The organism is Clostridium sp. AM27-31LB (assembly GCF_003480745.1).
GTDB classification, from domain to species: domain Bacteria; phylum Bacillota; class Clostridia; order Lachnospirales; family Lachnospiraceae; genus Butyribacter; species Butyribacter intestini.
Map to the genome: position 1 here is coordinate 515 of NZ_QUJS01000013.1, position 19,827 is coordinate 20,341.

Here is a 19,827-nt window from a genome sequence, read left to right on the forward strand (position 1 = left end):
CATTGTCAAGAACTTTTTTTTCAATCTTTTGTATCTCGTCTCACGACCGTCCAATAAATTGAAATTTAGTGGAATAAACCACAACGGAGAAAGAGGGATTTGAACCCTCGCGCCGCGTGAACGACCTACACCCTTAGCAGGGGCGCCTCTTCAGCCTCTTGAGTATTTCTCCATTCAGCGTTTTTCCGCTGAGCAATACCTAGTATATCAATTTTATGACTACTTGTCAATCACTTTTTTTATTTTTTTTATTTTTTATTTGCCCTTTTTGAGCTTATATAACATTTTACTTTACAACATGATAACTATTTATGTGACTCATACATATTATTCTTTTTATTATCTATTACAACTATTGCCGGCAGATTTTCTACTTCGAGTTTTCTTATAGCTTCTGTTCCAAGATCATCATATGCTATTACTTCCGCTTTTTTTATGCATTTTGATAATAATGCACCGGCCCCACCTATTGCTGCAAAATATACTGCATTATTCTTATACATTGATTCTATGACATTATCTGAACGCTTTCCTTTGCCAATCATTCCCTTTAATCCATGCTCAAGCAGCAATGGTGTATATTTGTCCATTCGGCTGCTTGTAGTTGGTCCTGCTGAGCCTATGACCTGTCCTTCTCTCGCCGGAGATGGTCCGAGATAATAAATTATGTTATTCTTAAGTTCAAATGGTATGTTCTCACCATTTTTTATTGCTTCATACATTCTCTTATGTGCCGCATCTCTCGCAGTATAGATTGTTCCCGTTATATATACACAATCTCCTGCTTTTAATGAATTTACAATTTCATTATCTATTGGTGCATTTATATATCTGTCCATTTTATCCCTCATTTCCTTATATTTCGTTTAATTATTTTTTCTAAAACTCAATTTTCCTGACTTTTAACATTAAAATATTTCTTGCTTTTGGCACGGTCAATCTCAAATTTCCATCTGCCATAAAAGCATTTTTTTGCTCAGAAACAAATTTCAAGCCCTTATATACAATACTTATGAATCACATTTTTGCAATATTTTTTGTGCATAGCATATGTAAGCCATAAATTTCAGGTGTGAAAATTTATAATTTTTACAATATTCTCTTTTTATGACGGTTTACATGACAGCACATATTTATGGCAACAGGAAGTCCCGCTATATGTGTCGGGTAAGTCTCGATATTTACACCGAGTGCCGTTATCTTACCCCCAAGTCCACCTGGTCCTATATTAAGATTGTTTATCTCGTCTAAAAGTTCCTTTTCAAGTTCTGCGACATATTCTATGCTGCTTTCACTGTTTATATCTCTTGTGAGTGCTTTTTTTGCAAGCATTGCACATTTCTCAAATGTTCCGCCTATTCCTACTCCGACCACCACAGGAGGGCACGCATTTGGTCCTGCAAGTTTTACTGTCTCTATAACGGCATTTTTAACCCCCTCTATGCCATCGGCTGGCTTTAACATACATACCCTGCTCATATTTTCGCTTCCAAATCCTTTTGGTGCCACGGTTATCTCTACTTTGTCACCCGGAATTATCTCATAATGTATTATTGCAGGTGTGTTGTCTTTTGTGTTTTCTCTTATAAGCGGGTCTTTTACTACTGACTTTCTTAAATACCCCTCTGTATATCCCTCTCTGACACCCTGATTTATGGCATCCTCAAGATTTCCGCCTGTTATATGTACTTCCTGACCGACTTTTATAAATACGACTGCCATACCTGTGTCCTGACATATTGGAATCTGCTCCCTTTCAGCAATTTCCATGTTTTCTTCAAGCTGGCTCAATATTTTTTTTCCAATTTCTGAATTTTCAACTGCTGCCGAATTTATTATTTTATTTTTTACATCATCCGAAAGTATATAGTTCGCTTCTATACACATTTCCTTAATGTTCTTTGTGATTTCATCTGTTGAAACTTCTCTCATTTTATCCCTCTTTCTTAGATTAAATCTTTTTAATATATTTCAATATAGCCCGGTCATATTAAACCGGGCTAATAAGATTTATTATTTTATTTCATCTTCCTCGATAAGACCATTCTCAACTTCTTCAGGAATTGTTTCTCTTACACGAGTCATACTTGCTACAACGACTTCTTTATTTTCCGAATCCATCTCGATCATCTTTACGCCCGATGTGATACGCCCAAGAACTGACACTTCACTTACCATAAGCTGTATGATTATACCCTCTGTATTGATAATCATAACTTCTGTATCTTCATTTACGGCTTTGGCTGCAACTACATTACCTGTCTTTTCGGTAATCTTATAGCACTTAATTCCTTTTCCGCCACGGTGCTGTACGGTAAATTCATCTATATCCGTTCTCTTGCCCATTCCGTACTCTGATACGATAAGCATATGCGTTCCCTGGGTATTTAACTGCATTGCGACTACTTCATCATCATATGAAAGATTCATACCTATAACACCCATAGATACTCGTCCTGTCGTTCTTACATCATTTTCATCAAATCTGATACACTGACCATGCTTTGTGACAAGGAAGATGTCCTTTGTATTGTCAGTGACTTTAACTTCTATCAGATCATCGTCATCCCTGAGGTTTATCGCCTGAAGTCCTGATTTTCTAATATTGGCATATTCCATTATGGATGTTTTCTTTACAATACCTTTCTTTGTTGCCATAAAGAGATATTTATTTTCGTCATAATCACGGAGCGTTATAACCGCTGTTATCTTCTCTTCTGGCATTAGCTGAATAAGGTTGATTATTGCTGTTCCTCTCGCCGTACGGCCACATTCAGGTATCTGATACACCTTAAGCCTATACATTCTTCCTTTGTTTGTAAAGAACATTATATAGTGGTGTGTCGTTGTCATAAGCATATTTTCGATGTAATCATCATCTATCGTCTGCATTCCCTTTATGCCCTTACCGCCACGGTGCTGGCTCTTAAAGTTGTCTACTGACATACGCTTGATATATCCGAGTTTTGTCATTGTGATGACCGTATTTTCGTTTGGTATAAGGTCTTCCATTGATATGTCAAATTCATCATATCCGATAGATGTTCTTCTGTCATCACCGTATTTGTCACGGATTTCAATAATCTCTTTTTTGACAACACCAAGTAATACCTTGCGGTCTGCAAGAATTGCTCTGTATTCTTCAATTACTTTCTTTAATTCTGCATACTCATTTTCAAGTTTTTCTCTTTCCAGACCTGTAAGTGCACGAAGACGCATCTCGACAATGGAGTTTGCCTGCGGTTCAGACAGAGAAAATCTCTCCATAAGCTTTTCTTTTGCCTCTGCTGCCGTTTTTGAGGCTCTTATAAGCTGTATTACCTCGTCTATGTTGTCGAGGGCAATAAGCAGTCCCTCTACGATATGTGCTCTTTCCTCAGCCTTGTTTAAGTCATACTGCGTCCTTCTGGTAACGACTTCCTCCTGATGTTTCAGATAATACTGAAGCATCTGCAAAAGGTTCATTACGACAGGCTCATTATTTACAAGTGCAAGCATGATAACACCAAATGTGTCCTGTAACTGGGTATGCTTATAAAGCTGGTTAAGAACTATGTTTGGATTTACATCTCGTCTAAGCTCGATACAAATACGCATACCCTCTCGGCTTGTCTCATCTCTAAGGTCTGTTATTCCGTCAACTCTCTTATCCCTGTGAAGCTCGGATATTTTTTCTATGAGTTTTGCCTTGTTTACCATGTACGGAAGTTCAGTCACAACAATTCTGTTTTTGCCGTTTTCCATAGGCTCTATGTTTGAAACAGCACGAACTCTTATCTTGCCCCTTCCTGTTCTGTAAGCCTGCTCAATGCCGCTTGTTCCAAGTATCTCTGCTCCCGTTGGGAAATCAGGTCCTTTTATTATTTTTAATAATTCTTCTATCTCAGTTTTTTTGTCTATCTCATAGTTGTCTATTATCTTTACGACACCGTCAATAACCTCACGGAGATTGTGAGGCGGGATATTTGTTGCCATACCTACTGCGATACCACTTGTTCCGTTTACAAGAAGATTCGGAAATCTTGACGGAAGTACAACGGGCTCTTTTTCAGTCTCATCGAAGTTCGGTATAAAATCAACAGTATCTTTCTTTATGTCTCTAAGCATCTCTATTGAAATCTTGCTGAGTCTTGCCTCAGTGTAACGCATGGCTGCTGCCCCGTCACCGTCAACTGAGCCGAAGTTTCCATGTCCGTCAACAAGAGGGTATCTTGTAGACCAGTCCTGAGCAAGATTTACAAGTGCTCCATAAATAGAGCTGTCACCGTGTGGATGATATTTACCCATAGTATCACCGACAATACGGGCACATTTACGGTGTGGCTTGTCAGGTCCGTTATTTAATTCTATCATGGCATACATAATACGCCTTTGAACAGGCTTTAGACCGTCCCTTACATCCGGTAAAGCTCTCGCAGCTATTACCGACATTGCGTAATCTATGTATGAGGTCTCCATGGTCTTTTTAAGGTCAACTTCATTAATCTTATCAAAGATATTTTCGTCCATTTTCATCCTCATTTCTGCATTTTGCTGATTTTCATACTAATCCTGTGCTGTTTTGCACACAACAAGTTTGTGCAAAGCACAAATCCTGAATATATTGATTTTTACGCTATATATCTAAATTTCTTACATACTTAGCATTTTCCTCAATGAACTGGCGGCGCGGCTCTACTTTGTCGCCCATCAATGTATTAAATACTACATTCATTTCCGCCTCAGAATCATTGTCCATGTTTACACGGAGAAGTATTCTCTTTTCAGGGTCCATTGTTGTATCCCAGAGCTGCTCTGCATCCATCTCTCCAAGACCTTTGTAACGCTGTATCTTGTTATTGCTGTCTCGTCCTATCTCTGCAAGTATCTGTGCAAGCTCATTGTCATCATAAGCATAGTGCACGACCTTGTTTCTCTCTACCTTGTAAAGAGGCGGCTGTGCAAGATATACATGTCCCTGCTTGATAAGTTCAGGCATAAATCTGTAAAGGAATGTAAGCATAAGTGTTGCAATATGAGCACCGTCTACATCGGCATCAGTCATTATGACTATTTTATCATATCTTAGCTTTGATATGTCAAAATCCTCCCCGATACCAGTACCAAATGCCGTTATCATTGCTTTTATTTCATTGTTTACAAGAATCTTGTCAAGTCTTGATTTCTCAACATTCAATATCTTACCACGAAGCGGAAGTATCGCCTGTGTTGCCCTGTTTCTTGCAGTCTTTGCACTTCCACCGGCTGAATCTCCCTCGACTATGTAAATCTCGCAATTCTTTGGGTCTTTATCACTGCAATCTGCAAGTTTTCCCGGAAGACTTGTGCTTTCAAGTGCAGTCTTTCTTCTTGTAAGATCTCTTGCCTTTCTCGCTGCATCCCTTGCTCTCTGTGCAAGTATAGCTTTGTCACAGATAATCTTTGCAATCTGAGGATTTTGCTCAAGAAAGTAGGTAAGCTGTTCACTCACTACACTCTCAACAGCACCTCTCGCCTCACTGTTTCCAAGTTTCTGTTTAGTCTGACCTTCAAACTGAGGTTCAGAAATCTTTATGCTGACGATTGCTGCAAGTCCCTCTCTAATATCCTCACCGGCAAGATTAGGCTCGCTGTCTTTGAGAAGTTTGTTTGTTCTCGCATAATCGTTAAAGCACTTTGTAAGGGCATTTCTAAAGCCTGTAAGATGTGTTCCTCCCTCAGGTGTCGTGATATTATTTACAAAGCTGTATGTACTTTCTGTATATGAATCATTGTGCTGCATTGCAACTTCAACATATATGTTGTTTTTAATTCCCTCACAGTAGATAACATCATCATAGATTGGTGTCTGACTTTTATTTAAATAGTCAACATACTCCTTAATACCGCCCTCATAGTGAAAAGCTCTTATCTTAGGCTCTTCAAGTCTTTTATCTATAAGTACTATCTTTATTCCCTTTGTAAGAAATGCCATCTCACGAAGTCTCTGCCTGAGCGTATCAAAATCAAAAACAGTTTCTTCAAAAATTTCTTTGTCAGGTAAAAATACAACCTCTGTTCCTCTCTTTGTCGTATCTCCGACCACTTTGAGCGGATACATTACTTTTCCACGCTCATATCTCTGCCTATACATTTTTCCGTCCTTGTGAATCGTAACCTCAAGCCATTCCGACAAAGCATTTACAACAGATGCTCCTACACCGTGGAGACCACCTGATACTTTGTATCCACCGCCTCCGAACTTACCTCCGGCATGAAGGATTGTAAATACAACTTCTACCGCAGGCAGTCCTGCTTTTTTGTTTATACCTACAGGAATTCCACGACCATTGTCCTTTACACAGATGGAATTATCCTCATTTATTGATACCTCTATCTCCGTACAATATCCAGCCAGCGCCTCATCAACCGAATTATCTACTATCTCATAGACCAGATGATGAAGTCCTCTTACAGATGTACTTCCAATATACATACCAGGTCTTTTACGCACAGCCTCAAGTCCCTCTAATATCTGAATCTGGTCTGCACCGTATTCACCATTAACTTCTGTTCCCATCTTTTCCTCCATTTCCTGCTAACTGCATTACTTCTAAATACTCTCCACTTTATTTTTCTATCTTTACTGTACCATCTGTCACTTTAAAAATTCTGTCTAAAGCAAGACTTTTGTCTATAAATTCTTCAAGTCCGGTACAAGTAACTATCGTCTGTATGTCACTTATGCTCTCCATCAAAAAATTTTGTCTGTTCCTGTCAAGCTCTGACAACACATCATCAAGTAATAATACAGGTGTATCACCTATTATCTTTTTTACAAGTTCTATCTCCGCAAGTTTTAAAGACAAGGCACAAGTTCTTTGCTGTCCCTGCGAACCAAATCTGCGAATATCTATATCTCCATTCATGAAACATATATCATCTCTGTGAGGTCCAACACCTGTATTACAAAAATGCAAATCCTTTTTTCTTGTCTGCTTAAGCTTGTCTGCAAAATTTTCCCATGATACATCCGGCTCATAAAAAACTTCAACCCGCTCTTTTCCGCCGGTCAGCCTTGAATTGTATTTAGTCACAATCTCAGAAAGCATCTGTAAAAATTTTGTACGGGTTTTTATTATCCTAATACCATAATTTACAAGCTGTTCGTCCCATATATCAAGCGTATCAATAAGTGACGGCTCATAAATCATCTGTTTTAAAAGCTTGTTTCGCTGGTGAAGCACTTTATTGTATTCTCCAAGATCATAAAGATATACATTGTCAAGCTGTGACAATTCGAGATTTACAAATCTTCTCCTCTCTGACGGTCCATTCTTGACTATTTTTAAATCCTCCGGTGAAAAAAAGATGATATTTACCATGCCTAACAGCTCACTTGACCGTCTGATAGGTATTCCGTCAATCGCAATTCCCTTCGCCTTATTTTTTCTAAGATGCATATCTATACGGTGTGACACTCCACGCTTGGTTATAAACATACGGATATGAGCTTCGCCACAGCCTATTTTTATGAGTTCCTTATCATTACTTCCCTTATGAGATTTGGTAGTTCCGGCTACAAAGACAGATTCCAGTATGTTGGTTTTTCCCTGAGCATTGTCACCATACAAAATATTAGTATGCTCATGAAAATCAAGTCTGGCAGAATCATAATTTCTGAAATTTCCCACCTCTATTGAATCAATCTTCATAACATTCCACCTTACTCCCCGATAACAGTAACTTGCTTTCCGTCATACTCAAATACATCCTGAGGATAAAGTTTTCTTCCCCTTCTTGTATCTACTTCGCCATTAACTTTAACCTCACCATTTTGAACGACTATCTTTGCTTCAACACCTGATGATACAAGATTTGCAAGTTTAAGAGCCTGACCAAGTTTTATAAATTCATCACTAATCTGTATTGCTTCCATTTTAGCCTCCAATCATTTTAATTAAAATTAACAGGTAATATAAGATAAATATAGCTTTCATCCTTATCTCTGATAAAGCACGGAGCTTTTGGATTTATCATATAAAGCGTAATCTCCTCATCATCTATAACCCTTAATGCATCAATTAAGAATCGTGGATTAAAGCCGATAAGAATATCTTTACCTTCCTTAACTGCATCTATTTCTTCATCCATAGAACCAATAGACGAATTCATTGCAAGTCCCATACTATTGTCCTTTATATCAATAATAACAGGTTTCTTTTCAGATTCCTTCATGAGAAGAGTTGTTCTGTCAATACTGTCGAGCATTTCTTTTTTATTTACAGTAATCTTAGTTTCATAATCACTTGAAAGCATCTTATCTATTTTATAATACTCCCCCTCTATAAGTCTCGAGAGAACTACTGTATTTTCAAATTCAAAAAGTATATGCTTGTCCGTAAAATAAATCTTAACAATATCATCAACACCTCCATTAAGAATCTTGTTAATCTCAATGAGCGTTTTACCTGGAATAATAACGCTGATATTGTCATAGGAGTTGTTTAACTCAACATTTCTTATAGATATTCTATGTCCATCAAGAGAAACAACCTTTAATTTATTATCAGTAATCTCAAATAATTCGCCTGTCATAACTTTAGTATTTTCATTATCAGAAATACTAAAGACAGTCTGTCTGATAATATCTTTAAGCGTAAATTGAGATATTTCTACATGTTTTTCTTTAACAATCTGTGGGAGGTATGGAAATTCATCTGTAGGTTTAGCTGCAATATTGAACTTTGCCTTTCCACATTTAATAAATAATTGATAGTTTTCATTAACGTTAATCTCTACCTGCTCAGATGGTAATTTACGAATAATGTCTGAAAATACTTTTGCTCCTATAGCAACATTACCTTCTTCAACAATTTGACCTTCAATTACAGTTTCAATACCAATCTCAAGGTCATTGGCAATAAGCTTAATAATATTATTCTCAGCTTCAATAACAAGACATTCTAAGATTGCCATAGTTGATTTCCCCGGAATAGCTTTAAGAACAATATTTATACCATCGAGTAATTTACTTTTATCACAAATGATGTTCATTGTGTATAACTCCCTTCAAAACTTTTTTAGAAAAAAATAAAAAATAATAATAGTAAATTCAGCAGTAGCAGCAGTAGGGGGTGTTGATAAGTTGAAAAGTACCTCAAACCACTGTGGATACTGAATTAGTCAGTATGGATAACTATCTTAACAAAATCTGAATTGATGTTGATAACTGCTAAATTATCCACAATTACAAAAGTGAAAATTGGGAAAATGTTAATCTGTATCAACAAAAATTGTCGATATGTCAATTTTATATCAACAAAAATACACAGATTACATCCATAGTCGGATATAAACTGTAAATGTTATTACTTATATAAAGTAAAACTTAATTAAAAGATCATTGAGGGTCAATTTTCTTATTCAGGACATCAAGAGTTTTTATAAGGTCCTCATTGTTGTCCGGATCATTTAATTTCTTCTCTATTATTTCAATACCATGAAGTATAGTAGAATGATGTCTGTTGCCAAGTTTATTACCAATTTCTGCAAGCGGACTGCTTGTAAGCTGGCGGCATAAATACATACAGATATGACGAGGAAATGCAATATTTGAATTACGCTTAGTAGACATAAGGTCTTTAACTGTAATTCCAAAATGATCTGCAACAGTCTCGGTAATATAATCAATGGTTATTTGTCGTTTCATATTCGGATTTATCATATCTGACAAAGCTTCTTTGGCAAGTTCCATTGTGACTTCTTTGCCGCATAGGTTTGAAAAAGAGATTACTTTATTTATGGCACCCTGTAACTCTCGTATGTTTGATATTATATTAGAAGCAATGTAATCTAATATAGAATCGTCTATAGCAATATTTTCCTCGATGACTTTTTTGCGGAGAATCGCCATTCTTGTCTCATAGGTAGGCGTTTTTATATCAACAGTAAGTCCCATCTCAAAACGGGAACGAAGACGTTCTTCTAGCGTAGTCATTGTAGAAGGATGTTTATCGCTGGATATGATAATTTGTTTTCCTAAACCATGAAGATGATTAAATGTATGGAAAAATTCAAGCTGCGTAGCTTCTTTTCCTTCAATAAACTGAATATCATCTATAAGGAGTACATCAACCGTTCTATATTTATTTCTAAAATCCTGACGTGCCGTGGAATGTTCATTTTTGCTGTCTCGAACGGCATCTACTATTTCGTTTGTAAAAGTTTCGCTTGTAACATAAACGACCTTTTTGGTCTTGTCGTGCTCCAAAATATAGTTGGCGATGGCGTGCATCAGATGGGTTTTACCGAGTCCGGCACCTCCATATATAAAAAGAGGATTGTATGTATCACCGGGTTCTTCGGCTACTTTCAAAGATGCAGCATGGGCATAGTCATTGTTGTCGCCGACAATAAAAGTGTCAAAGGTGTAGTTTGGGTTAATGGATGGGTTCAATCTCACTTTTTTTTCTTCTTTTTCAGGCATATTAGTGGAATTTTTGGCATCAAGCTCAGTTAAAGAAATGTAGGTAAGTTCATAATGAACATTAGTAACTTCTTCAATCGCAACAGAAAGAAAAGTGTTGTATTTCTGTTCAATAAACTGTTTGCTGTTGCTTCCAATGCTTGTATCATCTATTAATATGGTAATAGTATTGTCTTTTACGCCATACAAACTTAATTTTTTAATGAAAGTACGATAGGATACATCAGAAATATCAAAATCCACTTTCATCCGCTCAAGGATTTCGTCCCATCTTTCATAAAGTTCATTTTCCAAGACTTTGTACCTCATTTCTTAAAAATTTCCAAAATGTTAATAACCTATCTAAATAAAGATAAAATAGGCACTAATAACACATCATATATAATCATTTTATCTCAAAAAGGCATAAAATACAAGTTATTATCAACAAAAGTGCATAGATGTTAATAAAAACTGTTGATATGTTGTTAATAATGTTGAAAATGAAGTTAAAACTGAAATTTATAACTAATTAACAGTTATCAACACTAAATTAACAAAAATTGTGCATAACTTGTTATTTATTAGAAAAGACAAAAAAACACGAAATTTCGGCAAAAAAGTGGATAATGTTAATAACTTTGTGGATAACTGTTGAAAGTATGTTGCATAGAGGGAGAGTTATCCACAAATTGTGCACATTTTGTTCATAACTCTTGACGAACATACATTTTATCAACATTCTTAAATACAGTATTTATAGGACTTTACACTATATAAACAGCTATGTTAATGATGTTGATTATTAATGTGGAATATTAATTGTGGAAATAGAAATAAAAAAGTTTCTTCCTATTATAATATGTTATTGATACAATCAACATATAAACAATTTTTTTGATTAACAGTATTAACTTGTGAATAAAACTGTTGAAAATGTGTTAAATGATGTGATTTTAATGTTAATATTAACAGTGTTCATATTAATCGGATATATGGGTAAATATTGTTATTTTGGAATGTTTAAAGTTATCATGGTATATAAACATCTTTGTACCAGCGGAGTTTATAAAACTAATAGCACCGATTTTATTAAATTTGTAACAGTTCAGCCTTTCATTTCTTAAATTCATCTAAAATCAAGAATTTTACTTGACGAATTGCTCTTTTGCTAATATAATATGTGATATGCGTGATTATATGCGTAGAAGTAGAAATAAAGGAGGTGTTTTGTAATGAAGATGACATTTCAGCCAAAGAAAAGATCAAGATCAAAGGTTCATGGTTTTAGAAAGAGAATGCAGACAGCTAATGGAAGAAAAGTATTAGCAAGCAGAAGAGCAAAAGGAAGACATAAGTTATCCGCATAGGTCGCAATTATGTGACCTTTTCTTCTATCATAAAGATTTGCCTTTGTAGAGGGAAAAGTTGTGTTTATATCGATTTCAAAAAATTTTGAATTTTTAAATGTATATCATCATGGTAAATCCTATGCCAACAGATATTTGGTTATGTATATACTAAAAAATGGCAGCAGTAATAACAGATATGGGATTACAGTCAGTAAAAAAGTTGGAAACAGTGTTGTCAGGCATAGGGTTACCAGATTGATAAGAGAGAGTATCAGATTAAATGAAGAAAAGTTTGCCAGGGGTTATGACATTGTTATAATTGCTAGAAATACAGCTAAAGGTAAAAAGTATAGTGATATTGCAAGTGCATTTTTACATTTGGGTAAGATGCATAAAATTTTAAGAGATGATCAACTATGAAATCAATACTTGTATTTATAATAAAAATATATCGTAAATATATATCTCCCTTGAAAGGAAGACCGACGTGTATATATACACCTACTTGTTCGCAATATGCGATAGAAGCACTGGAAAAGTATGGTTTTTTTAAAGGGAGTTTTTTGGCTGTAAAAAGAATTTTGAGGTGTCATCCTTTTGCGAAGGGCGGGTACGATCCGGTTCCTTGAGATTCCCCTTTGATTTGGCACAGGAGGACTTATAATTTATGAATGTAATTTTAACAACTTACCAAGGTGCTATTTTAGGACCGATAGCGAGAGTTCTGGGTTATATTTTACAGGCATTATATGCTTTATTGGCGAATTTCGGTATTGAGAATACAGGAATTTGTATGATTTTGTTTACATTTTTGGTAAATGGTCTGATGATGCCAATGCAGATCAAACAGCAGAAATTCTCAAAAATGTCGATGATAATGAATCCTGAAATTCAGGCGATTCAGAAAAAATATAAAAATAAGAAAGATCAGGCATCACAGCAGAAGATGTCTTTAGAAACTCAGGCAGTGTATCAGAAATATGGAGTAAGTCCGGCAAGCGGATGTCTGCCTATGCTGATAACATTTCCTATATTATTTGCGTTATATCGTGTTATTTATAATATTCCGGCATATGTACCTCAAGTATATGATGTTTACAGCGGAATCGCACAGCAGATTAAAAGTGCGGGAGTAAGCGTTGAGCAGCTCTCAAAGATGGTTTCATCAAGCACATATGTTGTTACAAATGCTGTATCAGCAGCAAAAAATAGTGATAATATAAGTTATTTTGTAGATGTACTTGGACAGTTCAATACGAATGCATGGACACAGCTTGCAGCAAAGTGCCCTGATTTAAAGACAGCTATTATGGAAGTAGCAGAAAAATCAAAGCATATCAACACATTCTTAGGGTTGAATATTGCAGATACTCCGGCAATAAAGAGTGTAAGTGTTATTATTCCGATTTTATCGGTGGTGACACAGATACTCAGCACGAAGATAAGTATGGCAGGAACACAGCAACCGGATGCATCAGACAATCCTACGGCACAGTCTATGAAGACTATGAATAATGTAATGCCATTTATTACCGGTTTGATGTGTTTTATGTTCCCAATAGGTGTTGGTATATACTGGGTTGCAGGTAATGTATTTCGTATATTCCAGGGAATTGGAATAAATGTCTATTTCTCAAAGATAGATATGGATGCCGAGATGGCAAAAAATGTTGAGAAGAATAAAAAGCGCATGGAAAAGATGGGGCTTGATCCTAATACCACAATGCAGGATATAGCTAAACAGAGGACGAGTTCCATTAACAATAAGACCACGCAGGCTAAGAGTTCAAATAAAAACAGCGGGATAAATAAAAATGCAAATACAGTCAGTAAAAAAGACTCACCTAATAATGGCGGAAACAAGAATTATAAAAAAGGCAGTATAGCGGCTTATGCAAATATGCTGGCTCGTGATACCGGTGACAAAGATAAGAAAGAATATCGTATAAATTCGCAGAGCAGCGGTAAAAGCCAGACAGAGAAGAAAAAGTAAGGTTGCTGTTTATAACACTTAGTGTGAATATCAATAATCGCATTGACTGTTATGGAAATGGAGGAGAATATGTCAGATTGGAGAGAATTTACAGGAAAAACAGTTGATGATGCATTGACAAATGCATTGGTTGAACTGGAAACTACAAGTGACAAAGTGGAATATGAAGTTTTAGAAGAAGGAAGTTCAGGAATACTTGGATTATTCAGTAAAGCTGCTGTTATCCGTGTCAAAAAGCTTGATGATATAAGAGAAACAGCGGTAGAATTCTTAAATGATGTATTCAAGGCAATGGAGATGGATGTCGATATTGAGATTGAATATAATGAAGTTGAAAATCAGATGAATATTGAACTTTCAGGAGATGAGATGGGGATGCTCATCGGTAAGAGAGGCGTTACACTTGATTCGCTTCAGTATCTTGTAAGTCTTGTGATAAACAAAAAGACAGAAGAGTATGTTAAAGTAAAGATAGATACAGAAAATTATCGTCAGAGAAGAAAGGAAACTCTTGAAAATCTTGCAAGAAATCTTGCACATAAGGTTAAGAGGATTCATAAGAGTGTTATTTTAGAGCCGATGAATCCTTATGAGAGAAGAGTGATTCATTCTACACTTCAGAATGATAAATATGTTGAAACTCACAGTGAAGGTGAGGAGCCATATAGAAAAGTTGTTATTTCTTTAAAGCCGGGCTTTGAAAAGGAATACGATAAGAAGAAAAAGTATGGTTATGGTAATAAATCAAGATACAGAAATAATGGTGGTTATAAAAAGTATAATAATTCATATAGGAAAAATTATAACAGATACGATGAAAATAAAGATGTAGTTCTTGATGAAACAAAAAATGCAACAGACGGAGAATAGTTGCTGGCAGATGGTAACTATGAATAAGGAAAGGGGCTGGTTTTCAGTCCCTTTTGCTTTATATTAAATTTGGAGGTTTTGATGCATACAAAAACTATTGCGAGTATTGCAAGTGGAATGGGCGGTGGAATAGGAGTAATAAGAATAAGCGGAGATGATGCTATGACTATCGCCGGTAAGATATTTAGAAAAAGAAGTCAGATAGACCTGTCATCAGAATGTGAGAAAGAAGATGTGCAGTCTGATGATAAATTTTTTGAAAAAACAGATACACATACGATACATTATGGATTTATCGTTGATGAGGGGAAAGTTGTAGACGAGGTTATGGTTTTGGTTATGAAAAAACCTAACAGTTATACAAGGGAAGATGTGATAGAGATTGATTCACACGGAGGACCATTTATAGTAAAAAAGATTTTGGAAACGGTACTGAAAAACGGGGCTGCTCTTGCTGAGCCGGGTGAATTTACCAAAAGGGCATTTTTTAATGGAAGAATAGATCTTGCACAGGCTGAGGCTGTAATGAAGCTTATATCATCTGAAAATAATTATGCTTTAGACAGTGCACTGAGCCAGCTTGAAGGAAATTTATCAAAATATATTGAAGATATAAGGCAGGATATACTTTATGATATGGGATATATAGAAGCTGCACTTGACGACCCTGAACATTATGACCTTGGAAAGTTTAGGTTTGAATTAAGAGATAAACTTGAGAGGGATAAAGATAAGCTTAATGAGCTTGTTGAGCATTTTGATGATGGCAGAATGAAGTCAGAGGGGATAAATACGGTTATAGTAGGAAAACCAAATGCCGGAAAGTCTTCGCTTATGAATCTGCTTCTCGATGAGGAAAGAGCCATTGTCACAAATGTAGCAGGTACGACAAGGGACATTCTTGAGGAGCGAGTTAAGCTTGGGGATGTTATTTTAAATCTTGTGGATACGGCAGGAATACATGAAACGGATGATGTTGTAGAAAATATCGGTGTAAATAAAGCAATAGAGTATGCAGATAAATGTGATTTTATAATATATGTTGTTGATTCAAGTGAAAAACTGGATGATGCAGATTTCCAGATAATTGATATATTGCAGCAGAAAAAGGGTGTAATATTAATGAATAAGTCTGATCTTAACCCGGTTACGACTGCCGACGATATTCAAAAAAGGCTTGACTGGGAATGTATTACATTTTCCAATGAGACAAAACAGGGAATGAAAGAGTTAGAAGATTATGTTAATAATTCATTCCTTGACGGAGATATATCGTTTAACGATCAAGTACATTTGACAGGTATAAGGCATAAAGAGGCGGTTATGGCTGCAATAGAAAGTATAGATGCCGTGCTGCAGGCAATAGACGATGAAATGCCGGAGGATTTCTTTACAATAGATATGATGGATGCTTATAAGGGACTTGGTCTGATAAACGGTGAAACGGCATCAGAGGATTTAGTCAATAAAATATTTAAAGAATTTTGTATGGGAAAATAAGATGGAGGTTAAGAAAATGCCATATACTTATGAAAGTTATGATGCGGTTGTAATAGGTGCAGGTCATGCCGGCTGCGAAGCTGCTTTAGCGACAGCAAGGCTTGGCTTAAAAACGCTTATATTTACGGTTAGCGTTGACAGTATTGCAATGATGCCGTGTAATCCAAATGTAGGTGGAAGTTCAAAAGGGCATTTGGTTAGGGAGATAGATGCGCTCGGTGGCGAGATGGGAAAAAACATAGACAGGACATTTATTCAGACGAAAATGTTAAATATGTCTAAAGGTCCGGCTGTTCACTCTTTAAGGGCACAGGCTGATAAAAAAAATTACAGTAATTCAATGAGAAGAGTGCTTGAAAATACGGATAATCTCACGATAAAACAGGGTGAGGTTGCACAGGTGCTTGTGGAAGATGGAAAAGTTGCGGGGGTTAAGACAACTTCTGATGCAATTTACCCTTGCAATGTTGTTATCATGTGTACGGGAACATATTTAAAGGCAAGATGTATATATGGTGATGTAAGCCAATATACAGGTCCTAATGGACTAAGTGCGGCTAACAGTCTCAGTCAGTCGCTTTTAGACCTCGGAATAGAGCTTAGAAGATTTAAAACGGGTACACCGGCAAGAGTTGATAAGAGAACGATTGACTTTTCTAAAATGGAGGAGCAGAAAGGTGATGAAAATATAGTTCCGTTTTCATTTACAAATACACCTGAAGAGTTGGAGAGAGAGCAAGTATCGTGCTGGCTTACCTACACTAACGAAGAAACACATGAAATTATTAGAGAAAATATTGACAGGTCACCAATATACTCTGGAAATATAAAGGGAACGGGTCCCAGATATTGTCCGTCAATAGAGGATAAAGTTGTTAGATTTGCTGACAAAAAAAGACATCAGGTATTTTTAGAGCCTGAGGGTCTATACACAAATGAGATGTATATAGGTGGAATGTCAAGTTCACTGCCGGAGGATGTGCAGTACAGAATGTACCATACAGTTCCGGGGCTTGAACACGCAGCAATCGTGAGGAATGCTTATGCTATCGAATATGACTGTATAAATCCGTTGCAGTTAAAAGCATCATTGGAATTTAAAAATATATCAGGATTTTTCAGTGCAGGACAGGCAAATGGAAGCTCAGGATATGAGGAGGCAGCAGCCCAGGGGATAATTGCAGGAATAAATGCGGCAAGAAAGTTCTTGGGAAAAGAACCGGTCGTTTTGGACAGATCGCAGGCATATATAGGTGTGCTTATAGATGATCTTGTGACAAAGGGGACAAATGAGCCGTACAGAATGATGACATCAAGAGCAGAGTACAGGCTTTTGCTAAGACAGGATAATGCAGATATGCGTCTGACGGGAATAGGTCATGAGATAGGTCTTATAGATGATGAGCGTTACGAAAAGCTGCTTGAAAAAGAAAGACTTATTGAAGAAGAAGTGGACAGGATGAAAAAGACAACTGTAGGTGCGAGAGCAGAAGTACAGGAACTTCTTGCAAAATATGAAAGTACACCGTTACAGTCGGGAACAACTCTTGCGGAATTACTGAAAAGACCGGAATTGTCATATGAGATAATCAAGGATATAGACAAGGACAGAAAAGAACTTCCGGAAGATGTAAAAGAACAGGTAAACATTGAACTTAAATATGAGGGCTATATAAAAAGACAGTTACGACAGGTAGAGCAGTATAAAAAACTTGAAAATAAAAAAATACCTGAAGATATTGATTATGATGATGTTTATAGCCTTAGAAAAGAAGCAGTCCAGAAACTAAAAGAATTAAGACCGGCATCAGTGGGACAGGCATCAAGAATATCGGGAGTATCACCGGCGGATATATCGGTGCTTCTTATATATCTTGGAAAGTGATTTTTGTAAACAACGGTGATATACTGCTGAGTTAAATAATAAAGGTTATATTTAATTGCTTGATTTGATTATAAAGGAAAGATTAGGTTTTTTTAGAAGAAAGGTGGAATAATGGGTGAAAAATTAAAAGAAATTCTAAAAGATGGAGCGTTGGCAGCAGATATTGATTTGACTGATAGTCAGCTTGATAAGTTTGAAAAGTTTTATGAACATTTGATAGAAAAAAATAAAGTGATGAATCTTACTGCCATTACTGATGAGAGAGATGTGGTTTATAAGCATTTTATTGACAGTATTGCATTGATTAAAAAGATTAACTTTGACGGTAAAAAAGTTATTGATGTGGGAACAGGAGCAGGGTTTCCGGGAATACCACTTGCTATCGTGACTGACAATGCAGAATTTGTTCTTATGGACTCGCTGAATAAAAGAATTAAATTTTTAAACGAAGTAATAGAAATCTGTGATTTGAAAAATGTTACAACAATTCATGCGAGGGCGGAGGAACTAGGAAGAGATACGGAGTATAGAGAAAAATTCGATTATTGTGTTTCAAGAGCTGTTGCAAATATGTCTACACTTTTGGAATATTGCATACCGTTTGTGAGAGTAGGAGGTGTATTTGTGTCATATAAATCCGGTGATGTGACAGAAGAAATAGAATTATCAAAAAATGCTCAAAAACAATTGTTTTGCAAGATAAAAGATGTTATTGGCTTTTCAATCCCAAATACAGATATAAGCAGAAGTTTTGTCGTGTTTGAAAAGAAAAAGGAATTAAATAAAAAATATCCGAGACAGGGCGGTAAGCCAAAAAAGAGTCCCTTATAAAATGGTTCATTTGTATCACCCAGATGGAACTAAACAGAGAATATTAATATTTTGTGTTTTGCTGCCAGCAACAGCGGATAGTGTTAAGGACAAAAAAGAGATGGTTGTGAATATCTGTTTAGAGTAATTAACTATTTTTAAATAGTTAATTACTATCCAAAAATATTGTTTGAAATATAAGCTTGATTTTTAAGTTTTAGCATTTCTGCAGAACTTTGGAACAAGGAACAATTTGAATTTTCAAATAGAGTCAATTTTTGCTTAAAAATAGTAACAGTTCTACCATAAAAAGGTACTTAACAATACAATGAACAAGCTCATTGTATTGCCAATTATCTTTTTATGGCTGAACTGTTACTAAAAATAAATAAATATTTGTAAAGGACAGTAGAAGATTATTAATAAAAATGGTATAATGTTTCACGTGAAACATTATACCATTTTTGAATTTGAAAATCAGTGTAGTGTATCCCAGATTTTAAGTTAAACGACATAGAGTGGATTTTCGGTACACACGGTGGAAAAATGTGCAAAAGAATGTGGCGGTTTACAGTTGACGCAATGAAGCAGATGAAAATTTATACAAATTATTTGGTGAAATATTAATGTTACATTATATCAGGGAAGGAAAGGCAAAATAAATTAATGGGACAAATAACAATATTAGTTAATTATAAGGCAAAACATGAAACCAGAGAGATATTTGTTAATGAAGTAATCGAAAGTGAAATCTTAGACAAAATAAAAAAAGAAGATGGATTTATTTCTTATGAATATTTTTATAATGTAACAAATTCTGATAGTTTACTTCTGGTAGAAAAGTGGATATCTGAAGAAAAACAACAACAACATTTAAAAACAGAACATATGAAAAAGTTAAAAGCTATTAAGGAAAAGTATATATTAGAGACTGATGTGCAGAGTTTCAGAGAATAAATGGATAGAAGCACAGAGTTGATTTTTAAAAAAG

Annotated in this window: 17 protein-coding genes and 1 tRNA gene; 9 read left to right on the forward strand and 9 right to left on the reverse strand. The window is 35.7% G+C overall.

Annotated elements, in window-relative coordinates; all coding sequences use genetic code 11:
• Nucleotides 1-84: 84 nt before the first annotated feature.
• The 9 genes from DW721_RS14850 to dnaA form a co-directional block, all read right to left on the reverse strand.
• A tRNA-Ser gene (locus DW721_RS14850) sits at nucleotides 85-172 on the reverse strand.
• A 133-nt stretch (nucleotides 173-305) separates the two neighbouring features.
• Nucleotides 306-839: a Fe-S-containing hydro-lyase gene (locus DW721_RS14855; RefSeq protein WP_055946610.1), complete on the reverse strand. Its 534-nt coding sequence runs from the start codon at nucleotides 837-839 to the stop codon at nucleotides 306-308.
• Nucleotides 840-1,089: 250 nt separating this feature from the next.
• The gene (locus DW721_RS14860; protein ID WP_118746199.1) at nucleotides 1,090-1,932 is read right to left on the reverse strand and encodes a fumarate hydratase; all 843 of its coding nucleotides are present in this window, start codon (nucleotides 1,930-1,932) and stop codon (nucleotides 1,090-1,092) included.
• Between the two features lie 81 nt (nucleotides 1,933-2,013).
• Complete coding sequence (gyrA, locus tag DW721_RS14865; protein WP_022015507.1) at nucleotides 2,014-4,509, reverse strand: DNA gyrase subunit A; 2,496 nt, start codon at nucleotides 4,507-4,509, stop codon at nucleotides 2,014-2,016.
• 106 nt (nucleotides 4,510-4,615) lie between these two features.
• Entirely contained in the window at nucleotides 4,616-6,538 is a 1,923-nt protein-coding gene (gene gyrB, locus DW721_RS14870; protein ID WP_118746200.1) for a DNA topoisomerase (ATP-hydrolyzing) subunit B, read from the reverse strand.
• A gap of 49 nt (nucleotides 6,539-6,587) precedes the next feature.
• Nucleotides 6,588-7,673, reverse strand: a complete 1,086-nt coding sequence (recF, locus tag DW721_RS14875) for a DNA replication/repair protein RecF (RefSeq protein ID WP_118746201.1) — start codon at nucleotides 7,671-7,673, stop codon at nucleotides 6,588-6,590.
• 11 nt (nucleotides 7,674-7,684) lie between these two features.
• Nucleotides 7,685-7,897: an RNA-binding S4 domain-containing protein gene (locus tag DW721_RS14880; protein WP_055946629.1), complete on the reverse strand. Its 213-nt coding sequence runs from the start codon at nucleotides 7,895-7,897 to the stop codon at nucleotides 7,685-7,687.
• A gap of 17 nt (nucleotides 7,898-7,914) precedes the next feature.
• Nucleotides 7,915-9,015: a DNA polymerase III subunit beta gene (gene dnaN / locus DW721_RS14885; protein ID WP_055946632.1), complete on the reverse strand. Its 1,101-nt coding sequence runs from the start codon at nucleotides 9,013-9,015 to the stop codon at nucleotides 7,915-7,917.
• A 346-nt stretch (nucleotides 9,016-9,361) separates the two neighbouring features.
• Nucleotides 9,362-10,741 (reverse strand): chromosomal replication initiator protein DnaA, encoded by a 1,380-nt coding sequence (gene dnaA, locus DW721_RS14890; protein WP_022015502.1) that lies wholly within the window; start codon nucleotides 10,739-10,741, stop codon nucleotides 9,362-9,364.
• Between the two features lie 920 nt (nucleotides 10,742-11,661).
• Between dnaA and rpmH the strand changes: the two genes are divergently transcribed.
• The 9 genes from rpmH to DW721_RS14935 all read left to right on the forward strand — a co-directional run bounded on the left by rpmH (nucleotide 11,662) and on the right by DW721_RS14935 (nucleotide 19,793).
• Nucleotides 11,662-11,796, forward strand: coding sequence for a 50S ribosomal protein L34 (gene rpmH, locus DW721_RS14895; RefSeq protein WP_022015501.1), 135 nt, complete (start codon nucleotides 11,662-11,664; stop codon nucleotides 11,794-11,796).
• 60 nt (nucleotides 11,797-11,856) lie between these two features.
• Complete coding sequence (gene rnpA / locus DW721_RS14900) at nucleotides 11,857-12,198, forward strand: ribonuclease P protein component (RefSeq protein ID WP_055946637.1); 342 nt, start codon at nucleotides 11,857-11,859, stop codon at nucleotides 12,196-12,198.
• On the forward strand, nucleotides 12,195-12,407 hold the full coding sequence (gene yidD / locus DW721_RS14905; protein ID WP_022015499.1) for a membrane protein insertion efficiency factor YidD: 213 nt from the start codon (nucleotides 12,195-12,197) through the stop codon (nucleotides 12,405-12,407). Before rnpA ends, yidD begins: the two co-directional genes overlap by 4 nt.
• Nucleotides 12,408-12,445: 38 nt before the next feature.
• Complete coding sequence (gene yidC / locus DW721_RS14910) at nucleotides 12,446-13,771, forward strand: YidC/Oxa1 family membrane protein insertase (RefSeq protein ID WP_118746202.1); 1,326 nt, start codon at nucleotides 12,446-12,448, stop codon at nucleotides 13,769-13,771.
• A 69-nt stretch (nucleotides 13,772-13,840) separates the two neighbouring features.
• On the forward strand, nucleotides 13,841-14,641 hold the full coding sequence (gene jag / locus DW721_RS14915) for an RNA-binding cell elongation regulator Jag/EloR (protein WP_118746203.1): 801 nt from the start codon (nucleotides 13,841-13,843) through the stop codon (nucleotides 14,639-14,641).
• An 81-nt stretch (nucleotides 14,642-14,722) separates the two neighbouring features.
• Nucleotides 14,723-16,141: a tRNA uridine-5-carboxymethylaminomethyl(34) synthesis GTPase MnmE gene (gene mnmE / locus DW721_RS14920; protein WP_022015496.1), complete on the forward strand. Its 1,419-nt coding sequence runs from the start codon at nucleotides 14,723-14,725 to the stop codon at nucleotides 16,139-16,141.
• Between the two features lie 16 nt (nucleotides 16,142-16,157).
• A complete protein-coding gene (mnmG, locus tag DW721_RS14925; RefSeq protein WP_118746204.1) occupies nucleotides 16,158-18,026 on the forward strand; it encodes a tRNA uridine-5-carboxymethylaminomethyl(34) synthesis enzyme MnmG in 1,869 nt (622 codons plus the stop codon).
• A 111-nt stretch (nucleotides 18,027-18,137) separates the two neighbouring features.
• The gene (gene rsmG, locus DW721_RS14930) at nucleotides 18,138-18,857 is read left to right on the forward strand and encodes a 16S rRNA (guanine(527)-N(7))-methyltransferase RsmG (RefSeq protein ID WP_118746205.1); all 720 of its coding nucleotides are present in this window, start codon (nucleotides 18,138-18,140) and stop codon (nucleotides 18,855-18,857) included.
• Nucleotides 18,858-19,502: 645 nt separating this feature from the next.
• Entirely contained in the window at nucleotides 19,503-19,793 is a 291-nt protein-coding gene (locus DW721_RS14935; protein ID WP_118746206.1) for an antibiotic biosynthesis monooxygenase, read from the forward strand.
• The last annotated feature ends 34 nt before the right edge of the window (nucleotides 19,794-19,827 follow it).

What these genes read in the sequence shown, in the direction of transcription:
- recF (WP_118746201.1), bottom strand. Translation starts at nt 7,673, where the DNA reads ATGAAGATTGATTCAATAGAGGTGGGAAATTTCAGAAATTATGATTCT.
- dnaN (WP_055946632.1), bottom strand. Translation starts at nt 9,015, where the DNA reads ATGAACATCATTTGTGATAAAAGTAAATTACTCGATGGTATAAATATT.
- mnmE (WP_022015496.1), top strand. Translation starts at nt 14,723, where the DNA reads ATGCATACAAAAACTATTGCGAGTATTGCAAGTGGAATGGGCGGTGGA.
- gyrA (WP_022015507.1), bottom strand. Translation starts at nt 4,509, where the DNA reads ATGGACGAAAATATCTTTGATAAGATTAATGAAGTTGACCTTAAAAAG.
- gyrB (WP_118746200.1), bottom strand. Translation starts at nt 6,538, where the DNA reads ATGGGAACAGAAGTTAATGGTGAATACGGTGCAGACCAGATTCAGATA.
- DW721_RS14935 (WP_118746206.1), top strand. Translation starts at nt 19,503, where the DNA reads ATGGGACAAATAACAATATTAGTTAATTATAAGGCAAAACATGAAACC.
- jag (WP_118746203.1), top strand. Translation starts at nt 13,841, where the DNA reads ATGTCAGATTGGAGAGAATTTACAGGAAAAACAGTTGATGATGCATTG.
- yidD (WP_022015499.1), top strand. Translation starts at nt 12,195, where the DNA reads ATGAAATCAATACTTGTATTTATAATAAAAATATATCGTAAATATATA.
- DW721_RS14855 (WP_055946610.1), bottom strand. Translation starts at nt 839, where the DNA reads ATGGACAGATATATAAATGCACCAATAGATAATGAAATTGTAAATTCA.
- mnmG (WP_118746204.1), top strand. Translation starts at nt 16,158, where the DNA reads ATGCCATATACTTATGAAAGTTATGATGCGGTTGTAATAGGTGCAGGT.
- DW721_RS14860 (WP_118746199.1), bottom strand. Translation starts at nt 1,932, where the DNA reads ATGAGAGAAGTTTCAACAGATGAAATCACAAAGAACATTAAGGAAATG.
- DW721_RS14880 (WP_055946629.1), bottom strand. Translation starts at nt 7,897, where the DNA reads ATGGAAGCAATACAGATTAGTGATGAATTTATAAAACTTGGTCAGGCT.
- rpmH (WP_022015501.1), top strand. Translation starts at nt 11,662, where the DNA reads ATGAAGATGACATTTCAGCCAAAGAAAAGATCAAGATCAAAGGTTCAT.
- yidC (WP_118746202.1), top strand. Translation starts at nt 12,446, where the DNA reads ATGAATGTAATTTTAACAACTTACCAAGGTGCTATTTTAGGACCGATA.
- rsmG (WP_118746205.1), top strand. Translation starts at nt 18,138, where the DNA reads ATGGGTGAAAAATTAAAAGAAATTCTAAAAGATGGAGCGTTGGCAGCA.